This window comes from Streptomyces ficellus, from assembly GCF_009739905.1.
Taxonomy (GTDB): Bacteria; Actinomycetota; Actinomycetes; order Streptomycetales; family Streptomycetaceae; genus Streptomyces; species Streptomyces ficellus_A.
On the sequence record NZ_CP034279.1, the window covers coordinates 523864 to 544735 of the forward strand.

Sequence of the window (20872 nt, forward strand, 5' to 3'; positions counted from 1 at the left end):
CGGGCGGCGGACAGGACGATCGTCCGGGAGGGCCGAACCGGTCGGCCCTGTTCACACGCCTTTGCGAGGCCGCCATGGCGACCCACCACCATGCCGGTACGGCGCGGCACGGCGACGCCGGTGCGGCCGCGACCGCACGGCTGCTGCGGGAGACCGCCCTGGAGGTGTCCCGCAGCGCGCGGGAGATCCGGGGCGTCGCGGCGCGGGCCGGTGCCGTGCTCGGCTCCCCGCGGTTCGCCCGGTCCGCGCTGCGGCACCCGCTGACCGGGGTGGCGGCGCAGTGGTCGCTGGTGCGCGCGCTGACGAGCGGGGCGGGGCTGGGTTTCGCGCTGGGCGCCGGGGACGGGGTGCTCAGGCGGATGGGGCAGGCCGGTGAGGTGTGCGGCCGGGAGAGCCTGGCGAACCGGGTGGCCGTGACGTCGCTGCGGCTGCGGGCGGCCGCGGTGCTGGCGGTCCACCCGGAGCTGGGGCGGGACCCGGGGATGCGCAGGCTGATGGACGCCGTGACCGGCGACCGGGACGTGGAGGCGCTGCGCGCCCTGCGGGCGATGCTGAAGGACAAGGGGGCCGAGCGGGCCATGTCCACGGTGGCGCCGCTGTTCGCGGAGCTGTCGGCCATCCGGGCACTGCTGGACGAGAACCCCCTCAACGACGAGGTGGGCTGGCAGATCGCGACCGGTGAGGCGCTGCACGCCGATCCGTGGTTCGGGATCTCGGCCCGGCACCTGGCGGCGTTCGACGTGGGCGAGGGGGCCGCCGTGCCGGTGGAGCCGGCCGGTGACGAGCGGTGGCCCATCGCCGGCGAGGGCTCCCTGATGGACTTCCTGCGGAACATCGACTTCCTGGGCACGGACGGGCGGATCCTGATCCAGGACGTCCGTGGACCCGACGGGGTGGTGCGGCACGTCCTCCAGGCGCCGGGCATGGCGCCCGGCAAGCCGCGCAACGACTCGCCGCAGGACTTCGTCGGCGCCTGGAGCAACCTGTTCGACCCGGAGTCGCCGTACACCCGGGGGATCCTGCTGGCCATCGACGAGTACGGGCTGCCCGCGGGCGCGGACCTGGCGCTCGTCGGGCACAGCGAGGGCGGCATCGCGCTGATGAACCTGGCGCAGAACAGCGCGTTCTGCCGTCGTTTCCGGGTGACGCACGTGGTGGCGGTGGGCTCCCCCATCGACAACAAGAAGCCCGCCGACGCCCGCACCTGGGTCGCCAGCGTCACCAACCAGCACGATCTGGTGCCGACGCTGGACGGCAGGGGCGCGGGCTCGGGGTCGGTGTTCACCCCGCACCCGGACTGGTACGAGGTGGACTACGTCGACTCCAGTCACGAGTTCCCGCTGTGCCACTCGCTGGGCAAGTACCTGGGGAACCTGGAGGACGACCTGGCCGACGCGCGGCGGGACATCGACGAGGCGCTGGCGCCGTACCGGGGGCCGGTGGTGCGCTCCCAGGTGTACCAGCTGAAGGACCGGGCGAACCCTCCGCAGGGGTATCCCCTGATGGCGGTGCCCGTGACGCCGGTGGCGACCTCCGTGGGGCCGGTGGAGGTCCCGGTGCGGTACTACGACTCGTCGGCCGTCGTCGCCGTGTTCGCCGTGGAGGCCGACCGGGCGGCGGGGCTGCTGTCCGAGACGTCCTGGATGAGCCCCAGCCGGGTGGGGCGGCGGGTCCTGGTGGCGCTGTCCGCGTACGAGCACCGCTGCGTGAGCCTCGGGCCCTACAACGAGCTGAGCCTCGCCGTCCTGGTGAACGACCTGTGGCGGCCGCGGGCGCACGACGTGCTGCGGGAGCTGCTGCGCCGGGCGGACACCCGCCGCACCGGTCGTCAGGTGACGGCCGTCGCCGTCACCACGGCGGAGGCGGAGGCGGCGGCCCGGGAGGTGTGGGGGCAGCCCGCCACGCGGGCGTCCGTCGACGTCCGGCTGGCGGCCAACCGGCTGCACGCCGTGCTGGCGCCCGAGGGCGGGCCGGACGGTGTCCCGGGTGGTCCGCTGCTGGCGCTCACCGGCGACCTCGGTCCGTACGCGCCGGCGCCGCACCTGGACTCGGTCCTGTACGGGCGCACGGCCGACGCGACGCTGCGGTCGATGGTGCACTGCGAGGGCCGCCAGCGGTTCCACGCCGCGCCCCGGGTGCGGCTGCGCTGCGCGCCGGGCGCCGCGGCGGTGGAGGAACCGCTGGTGCGGCAGGTGCGGGCGCTGGGGCTGGACGGTGCGCGGCCGCTGTGCGTGCTGAGCGCGCCCGAGTACCGGGCCCGCCGTGGTGCCGGGGCGCCCCTGCCCCGGTGAGGGAAGAGGAAGCGAGGAAACGGGATGACCGTGGACGCCGTACCGCAGGGCGACGGACCGGCCGCGCAGGAGGCGGCGCTGCGCGCCGACGCCGAGGTGCTCACCGGCGCGGAGCGGCGGCTGCTGGCCCAGGCCGCCGCGCTGGAGGGCCGTCCGGGCGTGCCCGACTGGTGCGTTCCCACACTGCGGCGACAGGCGGAGTGCTGCCGGGCCGCCGCGCGGGACCTGTCGCGGGCGGCGGCCGTCCTCGGGCGGCACGCGGCCCGTGTCGTGGACGGGCGCCCGACGGCCGTCTGACGGTCACCGCGGGCGCCCCCGCCGGGTCGGGTCCTCAGGGGACGCGCGGGTGTTCCGGGGCGCGCAGGACGAGTGCGGTGTTCTGGCCGCCGAACCCGAACGACGTGCTGAGGGCCGTGCGCATCCGGGCGGCGGGGCGCGGCACGCGGGTGACGACGTCCAGTTCCGCGCCCGGTTCCTGGCGGGTCAGGTTGGCCGTGGGCGGGATGGTCCGGTGCTGGAGGCTCAGCACGGTCAGTACGGCCTCGATGGCGCCCGCCGCGCCCAGGGCGTGGCCGATGACGCTCTTGTTCGCCGTCACCGGCGGGTCGTGCCGGAAGACCCGGCGCAGCATGCGCGCCTCGGTGACGTCGTTGAGCGGGGTGGACGTGGCGTGGGCGTTGACGTGGTCGATGTCGTCGGCGGTGCACCCGGCGTCGGCCAGGGCCGCCAGGACCGCCGCCTGGGCGCCGCGGCCCTCCGGGTGCGGGGCGGCGGGGTGGTGGGCGTCGGCGCTGGCGCCGTAGCCCGCGAGGTAGCCGCGGACCCCGGCGCCGCGCCGGTGGGCGTCGTCGGCGCGCTCCAGGACCATCACGGCGGCGCCCTCCCCGGGCACGAAGCCGTCCCGTTCGACGTCGAAGGGGCGGGAGGCGGTGGCGGGGTCGGCGCGGCGGGCCGACATGGCCCGCATCTGGCCGAAGCAGGTCGTCGTCATCCTGCTCCGGGCGGACTCGCTGCCCCCGGCCAGCACGATGTCGCAGCGGCCGGCGCGCAGCAGGTCCAGGGCGGTGCCGAGGGCGGTGGCCCCGGAGGCGCACGCGCTGCTGGTGGTGAAGTTGACGCCGTGGGCGCCGAGGTCGAGGGCCACCTCCGCCGCGGCCATGCTGGGCACGCTGCGGGTGACCTGGTAGGGCGAGACGCGGTGGCCGCGGTTCTCCCGCAGGAGCCGGAAGGGCTCCTCGTACGAGTGCAGGCTGTTGCTGCCGACACCGAGGACGACGGCGACGCGGTCGCCGCGCCACCCGTCGGGGTCGAGGCCCGCGTCGTCCACGGCCTGCCGGGCGGCGACCACCGCCATCTGGGCGTACGGGTCCAGCCGGCGGGCGGTGGCGTGGCCGAGGACCATGCCGGCGGAGAAGTCGGGCACCGCGCAGGAGAAGTCGGTGCGCAGCCCGGCGAGCACGGGATCGGGGCGTGCCACGGACTCGCCGCGGAGCAGGGTGGCCCAGGTCGTGTCGGGGCACGTCCCCGCCGGTGTCAGGAGCCCGACGCCGGTGACGGCGACGTCGCGCGTGCGCGGGTCCAACGGGGGAGCCTCCCGGGCGGTGCGTGGTGCGGTGCGGGATGGTGAACGGACGCCCCCTGCCTACCACCACCCCGGCCCGCGCGGGTGCCGGTCGCCGACCGCGACACGCGCGCCGACCTCAGCGTTCACTCCATCGTGGGGCGGCGCCGGGGAGCGTGCGGGCGGCGAGGCGGTCCCGGTCGGGCCAGCGGACGTCGTGGGCCCAGCCCCGGCGCTCGAACAGCCGGATGAGGGTGGCGGTGGCGTCCGGCTGCCCGCGCAGGGCGCCGTGCCGGGCGCTGGTCGGGTCGGCGTGGTGCAGGTTGTGCCAGCCCTCGCCGAAGGTGAGCAGCGCGACCCAGCGCACGTCGCGCGACTGGTCGCGGCTGCGGTAGTGCTGCGGCCCGAAGGCGTGGGCGACGGAGTTGACCGACCAGGTGACGTGGTGGACGACGGCGTAGCGCACCAGGCTGCCCCAGAAGAAGGCGGTGGCGGCGCCGTGCCAGGACATGGTCCACAGCCCGCCGGCCAGCGGGGGCAGCGCGAAGGACACGGACACGGTGAGCCAGTACCAGCGGTCCAGGCGGCTGATGTCGGGGTCGCCGAGGATGTCGGGGGCGTAGTGGGCCAGGTCCGCGCGCCGCCGCCGCGCGAACCAGCCGATCTGCGCGTGCCACAGGCCCCGCAGGAGTGCGCGGCGCCCGGTGCCGAAGGCCCACGGCGAGTGCGGGTCGCCCTCGCGGTCGGAGAACTGGTGGTGCCGGCGGTGCTCGGCGACCCAGAGCGCGACCGGCCCTTGCATGGCCATCCCGCCGGCCAGCGCCAGGGCGATGCGCAGCGGGCGTTTCGCCTTGAACGACTGGTGGGTGAAGTGGCGGTGGTAGCCGGTCGAGATGCCCGCGATGGAGACGACGTACATCACCAGGCCGAGGGCCAGGTCGCGGCCGTTCACGCCCCAGCCCCACGCGAGGGGTACCGCCGCGGCGAGCACGGCGAAGGGCAGGACGATGATGCCGACCAGGTAGCCGGTGTACTCGGCAGCCGAGACGGGGACGGTGCCGGCCGGTCCCCCGCCGTCCGGTCCTCCCGCGGACGGTCTGGAGCGGTCGCGGTCGCGGCTCCCGCGGTCGCGGCTCGCGCGATCGTGGTTCCCGGCGGGCGGGGTGGCCGTCCCGGTGTCGCCGGCGGCCGGCGCCGGGGGTTCGCCTCGTCGAAGCATGCTGTGCGGCCTCCTGTCTCGCCGGGTGGGTCCGGTCACATGCTGGGGCGTCGCCGGGACGGCGGGACGGCGGCGCGCGGCCGGTCCGGTGTGCCACGCGCATATTCACACCGTCGGCGCGGCCCGGGTGCGCACGCCGGGGCGGCGTGCCGTAATGGGAGGGAATCCGCCGGCGACCGCTGTCGCGTCGCCCTGCCACGTCTGGGTGGTCCCATGGAGTTCCTCGCGGCGTACGACGCGATCCCGCCGACCGACGCCGCCGGGCGCGTGGGTCTGCTGAGGCGGCACATGAAGTCCGACGGGGCGGCCCTCCTGCGCGAACTGCGCGAGGAGCGGCCGGTGTTCGCCACCCCGGCCGGGGTCTTCGTCACCCGGATGCCCGATGTGATGGAGGTGCTGTCCACCCCGGACGTGTTCACGGTCGGGGTGTACGGGGCGGCCCTGGAGGAGGCCCTGCACGGTCCGTTCATGCTCGCCCGGGACGGTGCCGACCTCCACTGGCACGACCGTGCCCACGCCCAGCTGATGCTGCCCGCGGAGGACTTCGGCCCGGTGCGCCGGCTCACCGCCCGGATCGCCGACGACGCGCTGGACCGGGCCGTCGCGGTGGCGCGCATCGAGGGCCGGACGACGTTCGACTGCGTCCAGCAGTACGCGGCCCCCGTCGCCGCCCGGGTCGCCCGGGAGTACCTGGGCTTCGGGGACGTACCGGAGGAGACGCTGCACACCCTGTCGCAGCGGGTGCAGCGGGCGGTCTTCGTCAACCAGGAGCGGGACCCGGAGGTGCACGCCTCCGGTGTGGCGGCCGGCAAGGAGCTGCACGACATCGTGGCCGGCGTGATCGCGCGGCGCCGGGCCGGCGGTGCCGGGCCGGACGCGGCGGACGACGCACCCGACGACGTCCTCGGCCGGATGCTGCGCACGACCCTGGCGCCGGGCACCGGCCGGGAGCTGGACGACGAGCGGATCAACCACCAGCTCGTCGGCTACCTGATCGGCTACCAGCAGAACGCCACGCAGTGCGCGGTGACCGCGCTGAAGGAACTCGTCTCGCGCCCCGACGCGCTGGCCGGGGCCGAACGGGCGGCCGCCGAGGAGGACACCGCGTCCTTCGACGGCCACGTGTGGGAGGCGCTGCGCTTCCACCCGTTCGTGCCGTCGACACCGAGGCTCTGCGTCCGCGATCACCTGCTGGCCGCCGGGACGTCCCGCGAGACGCGTCTGGCCGCCGGCACGGTCGTGCACGCGCACATGGCGTCGGCGATGTTCGACGGGACGGTCGTCGAGGACCCGGAGACCTTCCGGCCGGACCGGACGCCGGTGCACAACATGGTGCTGGGGTACGGGGCGCACGACTGCGTGGGGAAGTACCCGGCCCGGGCGATCGTGCCGGAGATGGTGCGGCGGGTGCTCCTGCGCCCGGGCGTCCGGCCGCTGCCGGGCGGCGAGCGCGCGCTGGACTACGCGGGCACGCCGTACCCGCAGCACTACACCGTGACCGCGGGCGCGACGGCGTCCTGACGCCGCGGCCGGCGGCGTACCCCGCGTACCGGCGTACCGGCGTACCGGCGTACCGACGAGAGGGCAGGGACCGATGACCACCACCGCGCGCCGCGCACGCACCGGGAACGGGAACGGAGACGGGGGCGGGGGCGGGGGTGGGGAAGGCCGCGACCCGTCCAGGGACGGACTGCGCAACCGGATCGAGGCCCACGTCCTCACCCACTACGAGCCGCTGTGGCGGGCGGTCCAGGGCAACCGGTGGCTGTACCGCCGGACCAACGCCGCGCTGACCGACCTCGCCATCCTCAAGGCGCCGCCGCGCCCCAACCCGCTGAGCACGCTGGCGCCCTACACCTCGTGGACCTCCCTCACCGACCGGTCGTACGTCGGCCGTCACCTCCCCCCGGACCCCGCGCCCCACCCGGCACGGCCCGCCCCCGAGCGGGCGGCCGAGCTGTTCCGCCGGGACGGGGAGGGCGGGACCTGCGCCCGGTCGACCGCGCTGCTGCCGGCCTTCGCCCAGTGGTTCACGGACGGCTTCCTGCGCGGGCACGGCAAGGGCGGCGACCCCCGGCGCACCGACTCGCCGCACACCATCGACATGGTGCAGCTGTACGGTGCCGACCCGGAGATGACGGCGTGCCTGCGGGAGTTCGAGGGCGGACGGCTGAAGAGCCGGACCGTCGACGGTGGGGAGTTCCCGCCCCTGCTGTGCGACGAGGGCCGGATCAAGGCCGAGTTCGAGGCGCTGAAGCCGGTCCGGTGGGAGGACGTCCCGGAACCGCTGCGCGACACCGTCTTCGCGTCGGGCGGCGACCGGGCGCACGCCCACCTCGGGCCGATGCTCGTCAACGTGCTCTTCCTCCGCGAGCACAACCGCATCGCGGGGCTGCTGGCCCGTGCCCACCGGTCGTGGGACGACGAGCGGATCTTCCAGACCACCCGCAACATCCTGGTGGTGATGACGATCCGGCTGGTGCTGGAGGAGTACATCAACCACCTGACGCCGTTCCACTTCCGGTTCCGCCTCGACCCGTCACGCACGGTGCGGTCCAGCTGGTACCGGGAGAACTGGTCGACCATCGAGTTCAGCCTGGTCTACCGCTGGCACGCCCTCATTCCGTCGGCGTACCGGATCGCGGGCCGGGAAGTACCGCTGCTCCACACGCTCGCCAACGGCCGGATCATCGAGGAGCGGGGCATGGGCCCGCTGTTCGACGACCTGTCCCGGCAACCGGCGGGACACATGGGGCTGTTCAACACCGATCCCCTGCTGCTGCCCATCGAGGCCCGCAGCGTCGAGGTGGGCCGGGAGCTGAAAGTGGCGTCGTACAACGACTACCGGGAGCACTTCGGTTTCCCCCGGGCGACCGATCTGCGCCAGGTGTCCGGCGACCCGGTGGTGCGCGAGGCGCTGCACGACCTGTACGGCGGTGTCGACGAGCTGGACCTGTACGTCGGCATCCACGCCGAGGACGCCCGGCACGGCAGCCTGTTCGGCAACCTGCTCGGGCGGATCATCGGCATCGACTCCTTCTCCGAGGCGCTCACCAACCCGTTGCTGTCGCCCCGGCTGTTCACCGCCGAGACGTTCTCCCCGGAGGGGATGGAGATCCTGCGCCGGACCCGCTCGCTGTCCGACGTCGTCCACCGCAACCTGCCGGAGGACGACGGGCGTTACCGGGTGTCGCTGGGGGTCAAGCACGCGCGGTGACCACCGGACGGGACGGGGCCACCGCCGGGCCGGGCGGCGGGTGGGCTCTCAGGCCCGGGGGGCCGGGAGGACCCGTCTCGCCGTGGCCCGCAGTTCCTCCACCGTGGCCAGTTTGACCCGGGGCCGGCCCTCGCGGCGGCCACCGGCGAGTTCCGCCCGCTCGATCCTGGCCAGTCCGCGGGCGTCGACGACTCCCCGGACCCGGCGCCGGACCAGCCGCCGGAAGTCCTTCGCCGAGCGGGCCGGTTCGGGCAGGACGCCGGCGACCGCGTCGGCGAGCAGGGTGCCCACCGTCTCGGCCGCGCAGGTGCGGTTGGTCCCGATGCCGCCCGAGGGGCCGCGCTTGATCCACCCCACGACGTAGGTGCCGGGGCGCTCCCGCACCCGGCCCGCGTCGTGCGGGACGGTGCCGGTGGCGTCGTCGAAGGGCAGTCCGGCGACCGGCACGCCGCGGTAGCCGACCGCTCGCACCACGGTGCCCGCGGGGATCCTCGCTTCGGCCTGCCGCCCGGTGACGCGTACGGCGGTCACGGCGTCGCCGCCGAGGATCTCCAGGGGTGCGGAGTGGAAGCGCAGCACGATGCGGCGCCCGCGCCCGGGGGCGGGCGGCCCGGACCAGTCGGGGCGTTCGCGGGTGACGTCCGCGAGGAGGGCGGCCTTGTCCGACGGGCCTGCCGCGTCGATCGCGGCGCCGACGCGCGGGTCGTGGTCGTCGACGACCAGTTCGACACCGTCCAGGTGTTTCAGCGCGCGCAGTTCGGAGGGTGTGTATGCCGCGTCCTCGGGGCCGCGGCGCCCCAGCAGCACCACCTCGCGCACGCCCCCCGCCCGCAGCGCGCCCAGCGCGTGGCCGGCGATGTCGGTGCCGGCCGCCAGGGCGTCGGGGTCCGACACCAGGATCCGGGCGATGTCCAGGGCGACGTTGCCGTTCCCGACGACGACCACCCGCTCGCCGGCCGGCCGTACCGCGTCCGCCGCGACGTCCGGGTGGGCGTTGTACCAGGCGACGAACGTGGTGGCGGACAGGCTGCCGGGCAGGTCCTCCCCGGGTATCCCGAGCCGGCGGCCGGTGGAGGCGCCCACGGCGTACACGACCGCGTGGTGGTGCGCGGCGAGTTCCTCGGCGGTGATGTCGCGGCCGACATCGAGGCCCAGGTGCATCCGCACGCGCGGGTGGGAGTGGAAGCGGGCGAAGGCGTCGCCGATCCTCTTGGTCCCGGGGTGGTCCGGAGCGACGCCGTAGCGGACGAGGCCGCCGGCCACCGGGAGCCGGTCGACGAGGGTGACCTCGGCGTTGGTGTGCAGCAGCAGGTCCTCGGCGGCGTACATGCCCGCCGGGCCGGTGCCGACCACCGCGACCCGGACGGGGGCGAAGTCGGCCGGCAGGGCTCGCTCGAAGCGCGGCGCGCCCCAGGGGTGGAAGTTGGGGCCGGTGTCGGCGGGCGGCTCCGGCGTGCCCTCGTAGTACGCGGCGTTGACGTCGGCGAAGTCCCGGTGCGCGCCGGTCAGCGCGTCGGCGGGGAAGATCGCGTCCACCGGGCAGGCGTCCGCGCAGGCGCCGCAGTCGATGCAGGCCCGCGGGTCGATGTACAGCATGTCGGTGGTCCCGAACGCGGGCTCGCCGGGCGCGGGATGGATGCAGTTGACCGGGCACACGGCGACACAGGTGGCGTCGTTGCAGCAGGTCTGGGTGATGGCGTACGTCATGTCGTCGGCCCGTCCGGCTCGTTCGGCTCGTGTCGTCTCTTCTCGCCCTGTCCCGGCTCGTTCAGATCAGGTGGGCGCGCTTGTAGAACGCCAGGGCGGGGCGGGTGAGGAGCCCGGCCGACGCCAGGAACTCCATCAGTCCGGCGCAGCTCGAACGCATCAGGGACTTGTGGTGCTCGTTGGCCCCGGCCTCGCGGAGGGCACGCTTCCGGTCGAGTCCGGCGTTCTGGTACACGTCCTTGTTCACCATGCTGGTGACGATGACGTAGGAGGCGATGGCGATGACGACGGCGTGGACGTGCCGGCGCAGGCGCCCCGCCTTCGCGAGCCTCCTGCGGGTCTCGTCGCGGGCGAACTTCATGTGCCGCGACTCCTCGACCACGTGGATGTTGTTGATGGTGCGGACGAAGGGCACGACGCGTTCGTCCCGCATCCAGTCGCGCTGCATGACGTCGAGCACCTCCTCGGCCACGAGGATGGCGGCGTACGCGGCCTCTCCGAACGCGATCGTCTTGAAGGCCCTGCCGAGTTCGACGGCGATCCGGTGCGGCCGGTACGCGGGGGCTCCGAGCTTCTGCGCCCCGCGAGCGAACATGATGGAGTGCCGGCACTCGTCGGCGATCTCGGTCAGCGCCCACTGGAAGCCGGGGTCGGTCGGGTCCTTGGCGTAGATGTCACGCAGCACCATCTGCTGGAGGATCATCTCGAACCAGATGCCGGTGCTCGCCACCGACGCGGCTTCCTGCCTGGTCAGTTCCTTGCGCTGCGCGTCGGTCATCTCGCGCCAGTAGGCCGTGCCGTAGAGCGTGCTCCATTCGGGGCTGGCGCCGTGGAAGTCCTTGTCCAGCGGCGTCTCCCAGTCGACCTCGGTGGCCGGGTCGTACGACAGGGTCGCGGCCGAGTCGAGCAGGCGGCGGGCGACGTCCTGGGCGTGCGGCCCGCGCCGGGTCTCCGGCCGGGCGGTGCTGCTTGCCATGCGGGGCTCCTCGGATCGAGCGGCGTTTCCTTATTAGACAAGATGTAAGCAAGCCGTCGGACGGACCGTACAGCACGAGGGCCGCCGGGGCCTACCCTCCGGTAGAAATCTCCACGCGATCGGTCGGACCGGCGAGTTGGGAGAGCCGCGCCGGCCTCGCCGGTCACGCCGCACCACGCGAAAAGCCCCGGCGGGTCACTCACCGGGTGGTGGATGACCCGCCGGGGCACGGGCGGCGGGGGGTGAGGCGGTGGGGGTGGGGCGGGCCGCCGGCTCAGGGGGTTCTCGCCGTGAGGCGTACGGTGCCGAGGATCCGGCGGACGGTCGCGTCGGGCACCCGGTCGGACACCCCCGCCGCCCCCAGGAAGGTCCACGACAGGATCTCCCCCTCCGGTCCGGTGAAGGCGAAGGTGGTGGCCGTGCCCTCGACGTCGCACTTGCCGGGGCCGGCCGCACCGGACGACGAGGCCGTCGCCACGACGCCCTTGAGCCCGGAAGGCGTGGTGTACGGCGTGACCGCGCCGACCCGGACCTTGTCCCGGTCGGGCTGGGTGTAGGCCCCGTACACCCACAGCTCCACGCTCTTGCGGGCCGCCTCCTCGGGCGTCCCGGCGTCCTTCTCACCGCGGGAGCCCACGGAGGCGAGCGGGGTGTCCTCGGGCGTACCGTCCCTGTCGTCGTCGGACTGGCACCACTGCTCCTTGAGCATGGCCGGCGCCGCGAAGCCGACGAGGGGCTTGTCCTCGGGATCGTTCTCGTCGCTCACGTAACTCACCCAGGAGGCCGCCTTGACGCCCCACTCCGGCGGGACGTCGAACGCGATGCCCTTCTTGGGGTTGACCACGGTCTTCCACCCGGCGACGACCGGGCGCCCGGCGGCACCGCGGCCGTCCGGCGAGGCGGGCGGCGAGGACGCGGCGACGGGAGGGCCGGGGCGGGGGGCGGGGTCCTCCTCGCCGCCCAGGACGAGGTAGCCGGTGACACCCGCGGCGGCGACGACCACCGCGGCCGCGGCCACCGCGACCATCACGGTCGTGCTCCGGGCGCCCCGCGCGGGCGGCCCGGACGGCACGGCGCCGGGCGGCACGAGAGGCCCCTGCGCGACGGTCGGGGCGTAGGGCTGCGCATAGGGGTTGGGCTGCGCGCCCGGGGCGTTCGGTGTGTTCGGTGCGTTCGGGTCGTCACCCGTCGGCTGCTGCTGTCCTGGCCACATGGTGTTCCACCCTAGGTCGTGGCTCGGGCCGGCCCCTTTCCCGGCCTCGGCCCCCGCGTCGGCCGGTCGTCACATGCGCAGGCGTGCGGCGACAGGCAGGTGGTCGCTGCCGGTGCGCGGGAGGGGCCGGATGTCGACGACGGTCGCCGAGCGGGCCATGACCTGGTCGATCCGCGCCAACGGGAACGCGGCCGGCCAGCTGAGGGCGAAGTCCTCGGGGGCGGGCCGCAACGCCCCGGTGACGGGGGCGAGCCCGCGGTCTTGGACCGTGCCGTTGAGGTCGCCGAGCAGGATCACCGTCCCGAGCGGCTCGGCAGCGATCGCCCGCCCCAGCATGGCGGCGCTCCTGTCCCGCGCGGCCGAGCCCAGCCCGGTCGACAGGCCGAGGCGTACCGAGGGCAGGTGGGCGACGAGCACGGCCGCCTCGCCGGAGGGCGTCACCGCGGTCGCCCGGAGCCCGCGGTTCCAGTCGGTGCCGAACCCCGGGGGCCTGATGTCCAGCGGCCGTACGTCCCGCAGGGGGTACGCCGACCACAGCCCGACCGTGCCGTGCACGGCGTGGTGCGGATAGCGGGACGCGAGGGCCGCCCGGTACGCGGGGAGGGCGGCGGGGGTCAGCTCCTGGAGGGCTATCAGCTGGGGCGCGGCCTCCATCAGGGTGCGGGCGGTGCCTTCGGGGTCCCGGTTCTCGTCGCTGACGTTGTGCTGGACGACCGTGAGGTCGTGGCCCGGCACGTCGCCCGCCGTCAGGGCGCCGCCGAACGGGACCAGCCACGCCACGGTCAGCGGGACCAACGCCACGAGCGCGGTGGCGGAGCGCCGTACCAGCGCGGCGACCAGCACCACCGGGGCGGCCAGGCCGAGCCACGGCAGGAACGTCTCCAGCAGGCTGCCCAGCCGCCCGGGCGTGTTGGGCACCGCGCCGGGGAAGGCCAGCAGGGCGGCGGTCACGACGGCCAGGGCGGCGGTCACCCGGCCCCGCCGCCACGGCGACCGTCCCCGCGCGACCGGTGTGCCGGTCGTTCCCCCGCCCTTGCCCAGCATGTCCCCGTCCATACCGGACGATGACGCCCGTGCGCGCCGCCGGGTTCCCTGATCGTTGCTGACGCCAAAAAATGGACGCCGGTGCCCGGTGTCGCCTAACGTGAGCGCCGACGCCCACGACAGCGGAAAGGAGGCGAGCGCCGTGCCCAAGTCACGTTCCCCTCGCTCCCGTTCCGTCTCCCCGGCGTCATCGGTCTGACCGGGAGCGCCACACTTCACCGCGTCCCGGAGGACACCCCCATGACCGAGCTGGTCATCCGCGCGCTCGACTCGAGCGACGCCCATCTTTTCGACACCCTGCCCGATCCCCTCGGCGCCCGCGCGGCACACGCGCACAACCGGCACCGTCCCGACTGGAAGCGCGTGGCGGTCCGCGACGGTGCGGTCGTCGCCCGCGGCGCCTGGTGGGGCGGCCCCGACGACGACACCCCGCTGAACATCAACTGGTTCGACGTCGCCGAGGGCGAGGAGGAAGCGGGCGCCCAGTTGCTGCGCGGCGCTCCTCACCAGGTCGAGCTGGAGCTGAACCTGCCCTCGGGCTGGCGCGACGACGCCGTCGCGCGGGCCGCGGGCGAGGCCCGGCTCCGGGCCGCGCGGGCGGCCGGATACGAGGTGCTGGTGGAGCGGTTCATGTACCGCTGGACGCCGGACCTCGGCCTGCCGGAGCGGCCGGGACGCCTGCGGTTCGCGGCCGAGCCGGACGACGCCGTGTTCTTCGACGCCCTGCGCCGCATCCACTCGGTGACGCTGGACGCGCACGCGCTGCGGGCGATCGCGCAGGGCGGGCTGGACCAGGCGGCCCAGGAGGAGCTGGACTTCTTCCACTGGTGCCCGTCGCCGCGCGAGTGGTGGCAGGTGGCGTACACGCCGGACGGCGAACCGGTCGGCATCCACATCCCCGCGCACAACCCCGCCGGGCCGTGCGTCGGTTTCATCGGCGTGCTGCCCGAGCACCGGGGACACGGTTACGCCCACGACCTGCTGGCGGAGTGCACGCACTTCCTGGCCGAGCGGGGAGCCGCTTTCATCGCGGCGGCGACGGACCAGGGCAACACCCCGATGGCGGCGAACTTCGCCAAGGCCGGGTACCCGGTGGTCCGGGAACGCATCAACCTGGTGCCCGGCGTCGCCCCCCGGGCCTGACACGCCTGGCCCGCCCGGGGGCGTACCCGCCCGGCACACCCCCGGGCGGGTCTCCTCCGCGGCCGGTCACCGCTCCGCCGGTGGCCCGCCGATTGGCGGATCGCGGCCGTTCCCGTGACCGTGGAAGACATGAGGCGCGACGCATCGCCGGGCATCGCACCCGCATCAGCACCCACACCGGGCGGGACGCCTTATACGTCGTCGACGGGACGACTGGTCGGCCTGGACCTGGCCCGGGGGCTGGCCATCCTGGGCATGTACGCCGTCCATGTCGGTCCGGAGCCGTCGTACGCCGGCGGTGCGGTGGGCTGGGCGATGGAGGCGGCGCGCGGGCGTTCGGCGACCCTCTTCGCGGTGCTGGCCGGCTTCTCGCTGGTCATCCTCACCGGCCGGCCCGAGCCGAAGACCGGGCGCGCCGGACGCCAGGCGGCGGGCAGGGTGCTGATCCGCGCCTGCTTCCTGGTCGCCCTGGGTTACGTCCTGAGCGCCTTCGACACCGACGTCCTGGTCATCCTCTCCTATTACGGCGTCCTCTTCGTGCTGGCCCTGCCGCTGCACCGGCTGGGGGCGGCCGCCCTGGGCGCCGTCGCCGCGGCGGCGGCCCTCGTCCTGCCCCAGGTGCTGTACCTGCTGCGGGAGGCGGTCGACGGAGGCGGGTGGCCGGACGCGGTCACCGCCCGCGACCCGCTGGCCCGCGTCACCGGTTCGGGCGGCGTCATCGAGCTGTTCGTCACCGGCGCCTACCCCCTGCCGAGCTGGCTGCCGTTCATCCTCGCGGGGATGGCGGTGGCCAAACTGGACCTCCGGCGGCCGCGCGCCGTCACGGGGGTGGGTGTGGTCGGCGGGGCGCTCGCCGTCATCGGGTACGGCGGGTCGTGGCTGGCCCTGCACCTCGTGCCCGGGGCGCTGGAGGGGGTGCGGGCGGCCTCGAACACCGGCACCGCGTCGCCGGGCTGGTGGTCCAGTGCCGTGGGCTGGGACCCCGAGTCCGGCCTGCCGGCCTGGCTCCTCGTGGCCGCGCCGCACAGCCAGACGACGCTGTCCGTCGTGGGCAACACGGGCGTGGCCCTGGTGGTGCTGGCGGTGTGCCTGGTCGCCACCGGCCGTTCGGCGGCGCTGCGGTGGGTGACCACGCCCGTCAGCGCGGTCGGGTCGATCGCGCTGACCGCGTACGTCGGCCATGTGGTGGCCATCGAGGTGCTGGACACCGGCGACCTGCCCGACTCCGCCTCGCTGCCGGCGTTTTTCTGGTTCGCCGCGGCGGCCATGCTCTTCGCCCTGGTGTGGACGCGGTTCTTCCGGCGGGGGCCCCTGGAGTACGTGATGCACGTGCTCACGCTGCCCGCGCGCCTGATCCGCTGAGAGCCGCCGAGCCGGGCCGCGCCGGGCCGTGTCCGTGACGGCGGCGCCGGTCCGGCGGCAGGGCCTCAGTCCTCGGTGAACTCCTTGGTGACGCACACCTCACCGGGGCCGTTCCAGCACAGCTTCATCATGTACTTGGCGGCGTAGGGGACGACGTTGTAGTCGAAGTAGCCGCAGCCGGAGTCGCCGCCGTCCTGCTTGGTCTCCTTCAGCTGCCAGCCGGCCATGTACATGTAGAGCTTGCCGGTGACGCCGTGACCGTCCGCCCGGGTGTCGCAGACGCGGAAGGTGTCGGGGTCCGGGTCGAGGTGGGTCATGGTGCCGATGGTGTGACCGCCGCGCTTGAGCGTCAGCTTCGTGTCGGCCGCGGCCGCGGGCCCGCTGCCCGCCGCCACCAGCGCCGCCGCACCCGCCAGGGCCACCGCGGCCCGAGCGTACTGGATCTTCCTCATGTGCACCTCTGTGGTGTCGTGCTCGATGGACCCGCTCCACCCTAAACACCGCGGGATCGTCCGCCGGAGGGTGGGTGCGGCACCGGCCGGTTCCCCCAACGGCGCCCGCGCCGCCGCGTCGTTGTGCCAGAGTGCCGGGGGGATCGTCGCAACCGGCTGGTGACCGTGGGGGCTTGGTGGGGGTACGCGGACTGCTGTCGTTCTCGGACGCGCTGGTGCTGCTGGGCGGTGACCCGCCCGCCGTCGCCGCGCTGGACCGGGCGCTCGGCGGGGCGCTGAACGTCGCCACGGGCGGGATCGGTGACGGGCTCGTGCGGATCGCCGACGCCCGGGGCAGCGTGCTGGCCCTCGGCCGTGGCGCGGTACGGGGCGTCGGGCGGCGCCTGGGCCGCGCGGACGGCCGCGCCGAGCGCACCGAGCTGCTGCACGCCGCCCACACCGTGATCGTCGTCCTCGCCTGGTTCCAGGCCCTGGAGGAGCGGGAACCGGCCGTCGGCGCCGCGGAACTGGAGCTGACCCGTGGCGACCAGCTCGTCCTGTCGGGCGCGGAGCGGGTGGCGGAGCGCGGCGCCGCGTTCGCCCGGGCGCTGGCAGCCACCGACGCGCCGCGCCCGGCCCCGCACCGCCCCTTCGAAGCGGTCACGGAGGAACTGCTCGGCTGGTACACGGGGTTGTCGGAGAGGTTCCTCGACTTCGCCGAGGGGCTGAGCGCCTGGAGCGCGCGGCCTTCGAGCGCCCGCGAGGAGGCCGGGCGGCTGATCCGCGCCGAGCTGCCCCGTGCGGCGGTCCGGCAGTACGAGTCGCTGTACGCCCAGCTGGCGCAGGAGGCACCGGAGTTCGGGTTCTGGACGACGCAGATCGAGCACCGGGCGACCCGGGCGGAGATCCGCCGCTCCCTCGCGGGCGTCGCCGAGCTGCTGGCCGGCCCGGCGGAGGGGATCCGGCCGCCGACGGGGGTGGCGGCCGCGCTGGCCCGCTCCCACGAAGCGGTGCTGGCCCGCCCGGTCCTGGACGCCTCCTCGGGGCCGCGGGGCATCCGGGTGCCGACGCTGCGCGAGATGTACCTCGACCCCGACTTCCGGGTGCGCGAGGTGACCGGCGGGAGTGGCCCGGCGACCGAGGCGTGGTGGGAGGAGGCCCCGGTGCGCCGGGACCTCACCGGCTACCTCGCCGGGGCGCTGACGTCCGCCGGTCCGGCCGAGGTGCCGCTGCTCGTGCTCGGCCAGCCCGGCGCGGGTAAGTCCGTCCTGACGCGGGTCCTCGCCGCCCGGCTGCCGTCGGCCGGCTTCCTGCCGGTGCGGGTTCCGCTGCGGGACGTCCGCGCCGAGGACGACGTCCAGAGCCAGATCGAACAGGCCGTGCGCACGGCGACCGGTGAGCGGGTGTCGTGGCCGGAGCTGGCCCGGGCGGCCGGGGGCGCCGTACCCGTACTGCTCCTCGACGGGTTCGACGAGCTGCTCCAGACCACCGGTGTCCACCACAGCGACTTCCTCGCCAGGGTCGCCCGCTTCCAGCAGCGCGAGGCGGAACAGGGCCGCCCGGTACGCGCCCTGGTCACCAGCCGCACCGCCGTCGCCGACCGGGCCCGCTACCCCGAGGGGCTCGTCGCCCTGCGCCTGGAGCCGTTCCGCCCCGAACAGGTGCGCCGCTGGCTCGCCCTGTGGAACGAGGCGAACGCCGGGGGTTTCGCCGCCCGCGGGCTGCGGCCGCTGACCTGGGAGGCCGTGGCGCACCACCGGGCGCTCGCCGCGCAGCCGCTGCTGCTGACGATGCTCGCGCTGTACGACGCCGCGGACAACGCGCTGCGCCGCGACGGCGAAGGCCCCCTCGACGAGGCGGAGCTGTACGAGGAGCTGCTGACCTCGTTCGCCCGCCGGGAGATCGACAAGTCCGGCCCGGCGCCGGCCGCCGTACCGGACGACGAGGCGCGGGCCCGCGCCGAGCGGGAGCTGCAACGCCTGTCGCTGGTCGCCTTCGCCCTGCACAACCGCCGCCGCCAGTGGGTGTCGGCCACCGAACTCGACGAGGACCTCACGGCGCTGCTGGGGCGCGCATCCGCCGAGGCGTCCGGGTTCCGTACGCCCCTGGGCGCCGCGGAGGTGGCGCTCGGCCGTTTCTTCTTCGTCCAGCGCGCCCGGTCCGTACGCGACGGGCGGGTGCTGGCGACGTACGAGTTCCTGCACGCCACCTTCGGCGAGTACCTGGTGGTGCGCCTCGCGCTGCACGTGCTGACGAGTCTGCTGGCGCACCGGCCGTCCCTGTCCGACGCCGCGACCAGCGTCGACGACGACCTGGCGTACACCCTGCTGTCGTACGCGCCGCTGTCGTCACGGCAGATGCTGCGGTTCGCGGGGGCGATGGTGCGCCGGATCCCGGCCGCCGAACGCGACCGGCTGGCCCGCCTCCTCGTCGGCGTGCTGGAGCAGCACGGGCAGCGCACGCACGAGCCGCACCGCGGGTACCGGCCCGCCCGTTCCCCCGCCTCCCCCGGGCTGCGGACGTCGGCCCGGCACGGCGTGTACGGCGCCAACCTGGTCCTGGTGATCCTGCTCCTGAAGGGCACGGTCACCGCGAGCGAGCTGTTCCCGTCCTGGAACGACCGGGCCAGTGCGTGGCACCGCCATGTGCTGCTGTGGCGTGCCGCGTTCGACGAGGAGCAGTGGACCGACTTCGCCGTGTCCGTCTCGACCCGGCGCACCTGGTCCGAGCACGGCAGGGAGCTGGAGATCAGCCTGCGGAGCGGTGCCCTGGCGGCGCCGGACCCGGTGGACATGAACTGGCTCTACCGCTACCCCCGGGGCAACGACGGGCCGGGCTGGTCCCGGACGTACTGGTCGGAGCTGCGGCACAAGCAGGACGTGTCGGGCGGCACCAACGACGCCGTGGTACGGCACGCGATGGATCCCGTGTACGCGTGGCTGGGGCCGGCCGTCACGACGTTCCTGACGTCCCCGGGCGGTCCGGCCACCTCGCTGGCGCACGACGTGCTGGAGCTGCTGCTCGGCGGGGCCGACCTGCCGCCCGGCGAGGCGGACGCCCTGCGCGCCCGGGTGCTGGGCGGCCTCGACGGCCTATCCCCCGAGGTGGGGGCGCGGATACGGCGGCTGCTCGCCGCGCCGGACGGGACGGCCTGAGGGTCACTCGCGGCGCACGGCGACGACGTGCGCGACGGCGGTGAACACCGCGAGGATCACCGCGGAGACCGCCAGCATGACGCCGGCGGGGGCGAGGAGTTCCGCCGCGTCGGGGGTCGTGGCCATCAGGGTGAACAGCCGGTTGACCGGCGGCGCGCCCTTGGCGAAGAGGGCGGCCGTCACCAGCGTGAGGGCGGCGACCAGGGCGTGACCCCGGCGTCCGAAGACCGGCCGCGAGCAGAGCACGCCGATGGCGATGCCGGTGAGCGCGCAGGTGAGCTGCGCCTCGACGCCCAGGAGGAGGTCCGTCGCGGTGACCGCGTGGTCGCCCGTCCACAGCGGGAACAGCAGCCCGACGACCATTAGGACGAGACAGCTCAGCAGCGCGGTGCAGATCACCGCCAGCAGGACGGTGAGCGACCGGCCGCCGGAGGCGACGACGACGATCGCCCGCTGCGGCGGGGCGTCCAGGCCCGTCAGCGCGACGGTGAGCCAGGTCGAGCAGACGAGCAGGGCACCGGCGGAGGAGGCGTAGGCGGGTGGCAACGGGCCGCTGCCGTTGACGGTCAGCACGCCCATCAGGCCCATGAACAGCAGCAGCGGGGCGAGGTGGCGCTGTGTGTGCAGCACGGTGGCGAAGGTGTAACGGATGAGCGCGATCACCGGGTGTCCCCGCTCGTCGTGGCGTGCGGCGTCGCGTGGTGGCCGGTGGTCGTCTCGGTGACGGTCCCGACGGACCAGCCGTGCCGGAGCGCGGCGAGCAGCAGGGCGTCGGTGGACTCGCGCAGGACGCGCACCCGGACGCCGGTGGTGTCCCGGTGTACGGCCAGTACGCCGTCCAGGCGCTCCCACGCCAGGTCCTCAGGTACGCGGCCGTCCCGGTCGGCGGTGAGGACGACGTCGGCCACGGTCCGGTGCGCGGCGGCCCGTGTCTCCGGTCCGCGCGGCGACACCCGGCCGTCGCCGACGCGGTAGGTGCGGGTGGCCTGGGCGCGGGTGACCGACTCGCGGTGGTCGGTGAACAGCACGATGCCGCCGGAGGCCGCGACGTCGGTCATGATCTCGGCGAGCATCCCGTGGGCGTCGGCGTCCAGCCCCGACCACGGCTCGTCCAGGACGAGCAGTCCGGGTTCCACCAGCAGGGCCTGGGCCAGCGCGACCTTCTGCGCGTTGCCCTTGGACAGGCTCAGCAGGGGGGCCTCCCGGCCGCCCACCAGGGCGAGCCGCTCCAGCAGGAGGCCGGCCCGTGCGGAGGCGACCGAGGTGGCCAGCCCGCGGACCCGGCCCATGTGCGTGAGGTAGGCCATGGCCGACATGCGTTCACCGGGCGAGAACCGGTCCGGTACGTACCCGACGACCGGTGGCCGGGCCGTCACCCCGCCACGGGTCGGCCGGGACAGGCCCACCGCGATCCGCAACAGGGTCGACTTCCCGGATCCGTTGCCGCCGGCGAACGCCACGACCTCCCCGGCCGGGACCTCCACGTCCACGTCTCGCAGGACCCAGCCGCCACGGCCGTAGCGCTTGCACACCGCGTCAAGTCGTAACAAACG

At 74.8% G+C, this 20872-nt stretch carries 16 protein-coding genes; 7 read left to right on the forward strand and 9 right to left on the reverse strand.

The window, feature by feature from the left end; genetic code table 11:
• Nucleotides 1-74 precede the first annotated feature (74 nt).
• Both EIZ62_RS02330 and EIZ62_RS02335 read left to right on the forward strand, forming a co-directional pair.
• A complete protein-coding gene (locus EIZ62_RS02330; protein ID WP_156691042.1) occupies nucleotides 75-2291 on the forward strand; it encodes an alpha/beta hydrolase family protein in 2217 nt (738 codons plus the stop codon).
• Between the two features lie 24 nt (nucleotides 2292-2315).
• Nucleotides 2316-2588: a hypothetical protein gene (locus EIZ62_RS02335; protein WP_156691043.1), complete on the forward strand. Its 273-nt coding sequence runs from the start codon at nucleotides 2316-2318 to the stop codon at nucleotides 2586-2588.
• A gap of 34 nt (nucleotides 2589-2622) precedes the next feature.
• On the opposite strand, the gene EIZ62_RS02340 is transcribed toward EIZ62_RS02335, so the two are convergent.
• Nucleotides 2623-3873, reverse strand: a complete 1251-nt coding sequence (locus EIZ62_RS02340; RefSeq protein WP_156691044.1) for a beta-ketoacyl-[acyl-carrier-protein] synthase family protein — start codon at nucleotides 3871-3873, stop codon at nucleotides 2623-2625.
• A gap of 118 nt (nucleotides 3874-3991) precedes the next feature.
• Nucleotides 3992-5071: an acyl-CoA desaturase gene (locus EIZ62_RS02345; protein WP_156691045.1), complete on the reverse strand. Its 1080-nt coding sequence runs from the start codon at nucleotides 5069-5071 to the stop codon at nucleotides 3992-3994.
• Between the two features lie 213 nt (nucleotides 5072-5284).
• Here EIZ62_RS02345 and EIZ62_RS02350 point away from each other — a divergent pair, with 213 nt between their 5' ends.
• Complete coding sequence (locus tag EIZ62_RS02350) at nucleotides 5285-6592, forward strand: cytochrome P450 (RefSeq protein ID WP_156691046.1); 1308 nt, start codon at nucleotides 5285-5287, stop codon at nucleotides 6590-6592.
• A 73-nt stretch (nucleotides 6593-6665) separates the two neighbouring features.
• A complete protein-coding gene (locus tag EIZ62_RS02355) occupies nucleotides 6666-8288 on the forward strand; it encodes a peroxidase family protein (protein ID WP_156691047.1) in 1623 nt (540 codons plus the stop codon).
• 48 nt (nucleotides 8289-8336) lie between these two features.
• Here the strand turns inward: EIZ62_RS02355 and EIZ62_RS02360 are convergent, their stop codons facing one another.
• From EIZ62_RS02360 to EIZ62_RS02375, 4 genes are all read right to left on the reverse strand, one after another.
• Complete coding sequence (locus tag EIZ62_RS02360) at nucleotides 8337-9995, reverse strand: FAD-dependent oxidoreductase (RefSeq protein ID WP_156691048.1); 1659 nt, start codon at nucleotides 9993-9995, stop codon at nucleotides 8337-8339.
• Nucleotides 9996-10056: 61 nt separating this feature from the next.
• Nucleotides 10057-10971: an AurF N-oxygenase family protein gene (locus EIZ62_RS02365; protein WP_156691049.1), complete on the reverse strand. Its 915-nt coding sequence runs from the start codon at nucleotides 10969-10971 to the stop codon at nucleotides 10057-10059.
• Nucleotides 10972-11245: 274 nt separating this feature from the next.
• Entirely contained in the window at nucleotides 11246-12184 is a 939-nt protein-coding gene (locus EIZ62_RS02370) for a DUF8017 domain-containing protein (RefSeq protein WP_156691050.1), read from the reverse strand.
• A gap of 69 nt (nucleotides 12185-12253) precedes the next feature.
• Entirely contained in the window at nucleotides 12254-13240 is a 987-nt protein-coding gene (locus EIZ62_RS02375; RefSeq protein ID WP_244375377.1) for an endonuclease/exonuclease/phosphatase family protein, read from the reverse strand.
• Nucleotides 13241-13468: 228 nt separating this feature from the next.
• On the opposite strand from EIZ62_RS02375, the gene EIZ62_RS02380 reads away from it, so the two are divergent.
• Together EIZ62_RS02380 and EIZ62_RS02385 are read left to right on the forward strand one after the other, a co-directional pair.
• Entirely contained in the window at nucleotides 13469-14371 is a 903-nt protein-coding gene (locus tag EIZ62_RS02380; protein ID WP_156691051.1) for a GNAT family N-acetyltransferase, read from the forward strand.
• Nucleotides 14372-14500: 129 nt separating this feature from the next.
• The gene (locus tag EIZ62_RS02385; RefSeq protein WP_156691052.1) at nucleotides 14501-15733 is read left to right on the forward strand and encodes a DUF418 domain-containing protein; all 1233 of its coding nucleotides are present in this window, start codon (nucleotides 14501-14503) and stop codon (nucleotides 15731-15733) included.
• Between the two features lie 65 nt (nucleotides 15734-15798).
• On the opposite strand, the gene EIZ62_RS02390 is transcribed toward EIZ62_RS02385, so the two are convergent.
• Nucleotides 15799-16185, reverse strand: a complete 387-nt coding sequence (locus EIZ62_RS02390) for a hypothetical protein (RefSeq protein WP_156691053.1) — start codon at nucleotides 16183-16185, stop codon at nucleotides 15799-15801.
• A gap of 176 nt (nucleotides 16186-16361) precedes the next feature.
• Between EIZ62_RS02390 and EIZ62_RS02395 the strand changes: the two genes are divergently transcribed.
• On the forward strand, nucleotides 16362-19319 hold the full coding sequence (locus EIZ62_RS02395) for an NACHT domain-containing protein (protein ID WP_156696161.1): 2958 nt from the start codon (nucleotides 16362-16364) through the stop codon (nucleotides 19317-19319).
• A 3-nt stretch (nucleotides 19320-19322) separates the two neighbouring features.
• Here EIZ62_RS02395 and EIZ62_RS02400 read toward each other — a convergent pair whose 3' ends face one another.
• Together EIZ62_RS02400 and EIZ62_RS02405 are read right to left on the reverse strand one after the other, a co-directional pair.
• Entirely contained in the window at nucleotides 19323-19982 is a 660-nt protein-coding gene (locus tag EIZ62_RS02400; protein ID WP_156691054.1) for a hypothetical protein, read from the reverse strand.
• Nucleotides 19979-20869 carry an ATP-binding cassette domain-containing protein gene (locus EIZ62_RS02405; protein WP_156691055.1) on the reverse strand — a complete coding sequence of 297 codons (891 nt, stop codon included), beginning with the start codon at nucleotides 20867-20869 and terminating at the stop codon, nucleotides 19979-19981. Before EIZ62_RS02405 ends, EIZ62_RS02400 begins: the two co-directional genes overlap by 4 nt.
• Nucleotides 20870-20872 lie beyond the last annotated feature (3 nt).

Coding starts and splice junctions, on each gene's coding strand:
- EIZ62_RS02330 (WP_156691042.1), top strand. CDS start 75: ATGGCGACCCACCACCATGCCGGTACGGCGCGGCACGGCGACGCCGGT.
- EIZ62_RS02335 (WP_156691043.1), top strand. CDS start 2,316: ATGACCGTGGACGCCGTACCGCAGGGCGACGGACCGGCCGCGCAGGAG.
- EIZ62_RS02345 (WP_156691045.1), bottom strand. CDS start 5,071: ATGCTTCGACGAGGCGAACCCCCGGCGCCGGCCGCCGGCGACACCGGG.
- EIZ62_RS02350 (WP_156691046.1), top strand. CDS start 5,285: ATGGAGTTCCTCGCGGCGTACGACGCGATCCCGCCGACCGACGCCGCC.
- EIZ62_RS02355 (WP_156691047.1), top strand. CDS start 6,666: ATGACCACCACCGCGCGCCGCGCACGCACCGGGAACGGGAACGGAGAC.
- EIZ62_RS02360 (WP_156691048.1), bottom strand. CDS start 9,995: ATGACGTACGCCATCACCCAGACCTGCTGCAACGACGCCACCTGTGTC.
- EIZ62_RS02365 (WP_156691049.1), bottom strand. CDS start 10,971: ATGGCAAGCAGCACCGCCCGGCCGGAGACCCGGCGCGGGCCGCACGCC.
- EIZ62_RS02370 (WP_156691050.1), bottom strand. CDS start 12,184: ATGTGGCCAGGACAGCAGCAGCCGACGGGTGACGACCCGAACGCACCG.
- EIZ62_RS02375 (WP_244375377.1), bottom strand. CDS start 13,240: ATGGACGGGGACATGCTGGGCAAGGGCGGGGGAACGACCGGCACACCG.
- EIZ62_RS02380 (WP_156691051.1), top strand. CDS start 13,469: ATGACCGAGCTGGTCATCCGCGCGCTCGACTCGAGCGACGCCCATCTT.
- EIZ62_RS02385 (WP_156691052.1), top strand. CDS start 14,501: ATGAGGCGCGACGCATCGCCGGGCATCGCACCCGCATCAGCACCCACA.
- EIZ62_RS02390 (WP_156691053.1), bottom strand. CDS start 16,185: ATGAGGAAGATCCAGTACGCTCGGGCCGCGGTGGCCCTGGCGGGTGCG.